The organism is Acinetobacter sp. RIT698, assembly GCF_009668065.1.
Lineage (GTDB): Bacteria > Pseudomonadota > Gammaproteobacteria > Pseudomonadales > Moraxellaceae > Acinetobacter > Acinetobacter guillouiae.
This window is the reverse complement of record NZ_WJYH01000098.1, coordinates 1-5,378: the sequence shown is the minus strand read 5'-3', so window position 1 is coordinate 5,378 and position 5,378 is coordinate 1. Positions and strand designations below refer to the sequence as shown.

Genomic DNA, 5,378 nt, shown 5'->3' with positions numbered 1-5,378 from the left:
CAAGCTTGGTGATTATGCGACAACGGGTGCATTAAGTACTGTTGAATCGAAAGTAGCTGATGTTGACAATAAATTGATAGCAACCACCACTAAAGTTGATGGTGTTTATGCGCAGATTAACCCGACATTGATTGGGTCTGAAAACGACTTAATTGGTAATGAGGGTGGGTTTGCAGGCGTATGGTCTGAGCAATCTGCACGGATTGAAGGAGATGTGGCTCAATCGCTTCGTACTGATCAAGTGCTTGCTCAGATGAATGAAAATCAAGCTTCTGTGACAACTCAACTCAATACATTGGTGAATGCTGATAAGTCTTTAAGTGAGAGTATTAATACTGTACGTGCTGATTTCGACAGTAATAAAACTGCCGTTCAAAGTCAGATAAAGACTATATCTGATGCTCAATCTGCACAGTCTTCACGTATTGATACGGTTCAAGCTTCAACCGTTAAAGCTCAATCAACAGCAGATCAGGCAATTATAGATGCAGCAACTAAAGCAACAGCAGCCGAGGTTGCAGCAAAAACTTATGCTGATGCAAAAGCTAAAGCAGAAGCAGATGCAGCAAAGGCATCGGCCTCAACTGATGCAACAGTTAAAGCAAATGCAGCCGAATCTGCGGCCAAAGCTGCTGCAGCGTTGGATGCTAAAAATAAAGCTGATGCAGCTCAACAAGCAGCAGAGGCCAAGGCGGCAACAGCACAAGCAACTGCCAATGATGCTTTATCTAAAGCAAATACAGCAAATACAAATCTTGCAACAGTACAAACGAAAGTTGAAGCGGTTACAACAGCTCAAACTGCTACCGCAAAACAAGTCGGTACGATTCAAACCACTGTAGATGGCAACACTGCGAGTATTCAAACTCAACAAACATCAATCGATGGCATTTATGCACAAGAGTTCATTAAAACAGATGTAAATGGTCATGTTGCAGGCCGTGGTTCAATAAATGACGGTAAAGTTGCAACAATGATCTTTAACTATGATGCTGTGTATTTTGGTGCACCATCTGGCGTGGAAGGGATACCAGAAAAACCGCTAATGGTCTTGCAAAATACGCCTATCACATTACCGAATGGTACCGTGGTACCGAGAGGAATGTATGTTGAGATGGCAAATTTTGGCTATGTGCATGCGAGTCGTATTTATGCCGATAGTTTAAGTGCTTTAACCGTAAAAATCGGAACATTAGGAACTCTCACTAACGGACTTTTAATATCTGATGATTTCATTAAGGTATTTGATCCTGAAAATGGGGGAGTGTTGCGCTGTCAATTAGGCAACTTAAAAAAATAGGAGATGTAATGACTTACGGATTAAAATGCTGGAATGCAGCAGGACAACCGATTCAAGAGGTGACTGATCGATTAACCAGAGTTATTGGAACGGTAACTCCAGCGGCAACAGCGCAAGGTAGTACAGGCACAATTAATATTTCTCTACCCGGGAATATATTTGCTTATTTGTGCCTAACAAAACCTGCCGCAGAGGATACCAATGTGCCTAATTACGCTTTTAACCGAATACTTGCTATTGATAATGCTGCACGTACCATTAGATATGAAAATATCAATAGCCCTATTGTTTATGGGGTATATTAATGGCTTATGGTTTAACTATTTATAACCCTGATACAGGTAACATTGTTATTGATAACAACTATATGAATCAGGGTGTAATTGCTTCAGGCACTATTGCGAGTTTAGGTGGTTATACAGTTCCTCCTTATGGAGGGAGATTGTATAAACTTACTTATCCTAGCTTTATTTTAAATCCTAGTGTGGCTATTCAGTTGGATAAGACTGTGCGAGTCTCCAAAACCAATCTGAGTAATTCATCTTCTGGAATGACTTGTTATATATGGGTTAGTGGTGATCCTGGTAATCTTAAATATTATCTGTATGGCTCCAATGTGGTCGCAACATCTTCGTATGGTTTGCGAGTGTACGATGCCAATGGTCGAATGACCTATGATTCAGGTATGCCGTATTTAAAAATATTAGGTGTGGCTGCCAACAATTTAACCACGTGGACGGTTAATGGTGTTCCTGTTACAGGTGCAGGTACCAATTCTTCAACTTCTGAACAGTTTGATGGTGCAAAAAAGTTAGCCATTATGATAACAGGCGATGCTAGTGATAACGTGTATGCCTCAATTCCTCCTGGTCCTACTGGAACACCTCAGACCATTCATAATATTAACATAGCGGCTTTTTACATTACTTCTGATAACAGGGTGCATCAGCAGCGCTACCAATTTAGTGAAACCTTAAATGATACGATGATTGACTCAACCACACGACAAGGATACGCACCATCATTCGTACTTGATGTCACAAATTACTAAACATCAAAAATCTAAGGCACCTAACAGGGTGCTTTTTTATTGCCAAAAATAGGGGGTTACATGCAAGAGCATGAAAAAGTGGCACTTCAATTAATTCTAATGGGAGTAGTAATTGCTATGGCAAAAGTACTCGTAAGCACTGAAAAACTAACATGGAGAGTTGTTCTTGGTCGAGCGATTTTGAATGGATTCACAACACTTGGTGCAGGTGGTGCACTCATCTGGATATCTGACTTAAACATGCTTGCCATTCTAGGCTTAGGCGCATTTTTAGGAACTTTAGGTAGTCAATTTGTTGAGTCACAAGCTGAAAAATTTGTGAAAGATAAGGTGAAATCAAATGAAGACAAGTAATCCGGGAGTAGACTTAATCAAAGGTTTCGAAGGTAAACGTTTGAAAGCCTATGACGATGGTGTAGGCGTTTGGACCATTGGATTTGGCACAATCAAATACCCGAATGGTGTGCGTGTTAAAAAAGGTGATGTATGCACAGAATCTCAGGCAGAACAATATCTTCGCAATGACTTGGTTGTATTTGAAAATGCTATCAATCGTATGGTGAAAGTACCGCTTAATCAAAACCAATTCGATGCTTTGGCCTCATTCACTTACAACCTTGGTGAGGGCAATCTTAGTAAATCAACTTTGCTAAAAAAGCTTAATGCCAAAGACTATAAAGGTGCTGCAGCTGAATTTCCTAAATGGAACAAGGCTGGTGGTCGTGTATTGGCTGGACTTGTGAAACGTCGTAAGGCTGAAATGGAGTTATTTTTAAAATGACACTATTCCTACTCATCTCAAAATGGCGAGAAATCTTAATTGGACTTCTCGCTTTTTTGTAGATTGTTTGTCTTGCCTTACTGAACCACAAAGTAGGGCAGATCCAGAAATACAAGCAGACTGAAATTATTATTCAAACTGAGAATGCGAAAGCCAGAGCTGTCTTGCTGTTTTTGAGACATTTCCTTTGTTTTCTTCAATGACTTTTATCTTTTAAGCTTTAAATTCTGCTGTGTTTTCATCAGCACTCATCAAACTCAAAATATTCATTCCCAATATTTCTGTCCCTCATTAATTGCAAAATTCACTATAAAATTACGAAAATTTCTTTCTACTTTTTTCCACTCTTCTCTGCTATCCATTCGGTTTGCTACTATTATAGAGCCATAATCCTCTTTAGTTTCATCTAACCTTAATAGCAATAAATCATTATCTCCCAAAAACTCACCAATAATATAATCCCCAAAGATGAAATCATCTCTATAATCATGCATAAATTCTTGTGTTTTTACTTCTATGAAATATAAATCTAATAATATTAACCCCCACTGTCCATATATAACATCTTCAAACAAATATGCACCATTAGAAATTCTATAGAATTCTATAAAATCTTCAGAAAAGGGTATATCATTAAATTCATTTATTCCATGTAAGAACCTACATCTAAATAACATATCTATGGAAATATTATTTATTGCTTTAGGTTTCGTCCAACTATTTTTTAATAAATCTACATTGACTTCAAAACTATAATTCATACTAGTACCTATTCCCAAACTGAGAATATACCCTTTAATGCATTTTCTTTGAAAAGGCACTAAATTATTAAAATTATTAGTACCTCCAAATATTAGAGGCTTAATATGATGAATATCATTTTCACTCCAACCACCTACTGGTGACTTTTAACCACCGTCAAACCACTATTTAATATATCCACCACCTTTTAGATTCACTAAAAATAACATAAAAGAGCTTATGTAAAAACTTTGATAAGTTCTCATGTAAAATGCTACAGTGTCCTAAACTACTAAAGCTTGAGTAAGGGCAAGGGTAAAAAAACCATCATTGAGTACACCACTGCCAACAGTGACATACTCGAAAACTGCATCACAGAATATCGAACAGTGGCAGAAAAAGCTGATGGACACGCAGCTGATGCAGAAAAATTGATTGAAGCATGGCCCTCTGAGTGAGGGCTCATTTACTTAAAGACTATTATGTTAAATAGTCTTTAATTTAAGCGCGCCACCTCCATCCTCAGGGGACAGCACACCCTTCAAAAACGATCTTGCAGTCGTGACCACAGTCCTCAAGTGCCTGCTGCCGAGCGACCCGCTGGCTCTTCGTCGAAATATAATACCTACGATTGTTTGCGCCGGCCGCAACAGCAGCGCAGGCATTGACGAACGTCTTCACCACTTGGCAATTTTGCGAACCGCGTGCGGTGCAGTCGGTCACCGCCAGTTGGCCTGCTTCTTCTTCTGTTCTGCCCGAGAAAGTCCAGCCCAGTCTCCTATCGTCTCCTCTCGCCCAAGCTCCCCACTGGTTGACTGAAGATCGTGCTGTATCACCCACTCCATGCGCCGGCAGATAAACACTGTTGTACTGTGGCGTGCCGGGCTGTTGCGCCAATGCAGGCACTGGTAACAACAGGGTAATGACGACCAAGGTTCGATATAACGCAATCATGTATTACCTCCGTGATTATTGCTCTGTAACTACGGTTTATCCGAAGTTAGTGTTTATATCAATAAATTTTTAGAATCCATTTCTTAATTTTTCTAAAATAACATAATACAGCTTATGTAAAAACTTAGATAAGTTCTCATATCAAAATGCCACCTTGCCCTAAACTCTTAATACTCGAATCAGGGCAGGGTAAAGAAATCACACTATGGATCATTGATACAGTTGCTAAATACAATGAGTGTAGCGCTTTGAATGATGCGAAGAGTAAGGCCCTCAATTGAGGGCTTCTATTTAATAAGGATTAATTAAGAGAAGTAGCATTAAGTAAATTAATTTAATAAAGTAGGTTTAGGAAGCGGAGTCTTTGGAATTAATTTTGAAGGTGAAGCTAACCCAAGCCCACAAGCCTTATTACCAGAATGTCCCCATTTTGTTACTTTCCCCCTTTCAATTAAAAATTTTGCTTCAAAATAACTATCTTTTCTAGAATTATATACATCATAAGATATAATTTTGAACCATTTGAAAGGGTATAGTTACCATTTGGTACG

At 38.9% G+C, this 5,378-nt stretch carries 6 protein-coding genes and 1 pseudogene; 5 read left to right on the top strand and 2 right to left on the bottom strand.

The window, feature by feature from the left end; translation table 11 throughout:
- From GJV03_RS21575 to GJV03_RS21035, 5 genes and pseudogenes are all read left to right on the top strand, one after another.
- Positions 1-1,300: pseudogene (locus GJV03_RS21575) on the top strand (phage tail protein); the annotation flags it as partial.
- Between the two features lie 8 nt (positions 1,301-1,308).
- Positions 1,309-1,605, top strand: coding sequence for a hypothetical protein (locus tag GJV03_RS21050; protein ID WP_154131056.1), 297 nt, complete (start codon positions 1,309-1,311; stop codon positions 1,603-1,605).
- Positions 1,606-1,742: 137 nt separating this feature from the next.
- Positions 1,743-2,351: a hypothetical protein gene (locus GJV03_RS21045; protein WP_154131055.1), complete on the top strand. Its 609-nt coding sequence runs from the start codon at positions 1,743-1,745 to the stop codon at positions 2,349-2,351.
- 60 nt (positions 2,352-2,411) lie between these two features.
- Positions 2,412-2,705, top strand: a complete 294-nt coding sequence (locus tag GJV03_RS21040; protein ID WP_004817412.1) for a hypothetical protein — start codon at positions 2,412-2,414, stop codon at positions 2,703-2,705.
- Positions 2,692-3,132 carry a lysozyme gene (locus GJV03_RS21035; RefSeq protein ID WP_154131054.1) on the top strand — a complete coding sequence of 147 codons (441 nt, stop codon included), beginning with the start codon at positions 2,692-2,694 and terminating at the stop codon, positions 3,130-3,132. The genes GJV03_RS21040 and GJV03_RS21035 overlap by 14 nt, the downstream gene beginning before the upstream one ends.
- Positions 3,133-3,398: 266 nt before the next feature.
- On the opposite strand, the gene GJV03_RS21030 is transcribed toward GJV03_RS21035, so the two are convergent.
- Positions 3,399-3,893, bottom strand: a complete 495-nt coding sequence (locus GJV03_RS21030) for an SMI1/KNR4 family protein (RefSeq protein WP_154131053.1) — start codon at positions 3,891-3,893, stop codon at positions 3,399-3,401.
- 502 nt (positions 3,894-4,395) lie between these two features.
- Positions 4,396-4,827: a DUF4189 domain-containing protein gene (locus GJV03_RS21025; protein WP_154131052.1), complete on the bottom strand. Its 432-nt coding sequence runs from the start codon at positions 4,825-4,827 to the stop codon at positions 4,396-4,398.
- Between the last annotated feature and the right edge of the window lie 551 nt (positions 4,828-5,378).

Excerpts from the sequence above, each read along its gene's own strand:
- GJV03_RS21050 (WP_154131056.1), top strand. The coding sequence starts at position 1,309 with ATGACTTACGGATTAAAATGCTGGAATGCAGCAGGACAACCGATTCAA.
- GJV03_RS21040 (WP_004817412.1), top strand. The coding sequence starts at position 2,412 with ATGCAAGAGCATGAAAAAGTGGCACTTCAATTAATTCTAATGGGAGTA.
- GJV03_RS21035 (WP_154131054.1), top strand. The coding sequence starts at position 2,692 with ATGAAGACAAGTAATCCGGGAGTAGACTTAATCAAAGGTTTCGAAGGT.
- GJV03_RS21030 (WP_154131053.1), bottom strand. The coding sequence starts at position 3,893 with ATGAATTATAGTTTTGAAGTCAATGTAGATTTATTAAAAAATAGTTGG.
- GJV03_RS21025 (WP_154131052.1), bottom strand. The coding sequence starts at position 4,827 with ATGATTGCGTTATATCGAACCTTGGTCGTCATTACCCTGTTGTTACCA.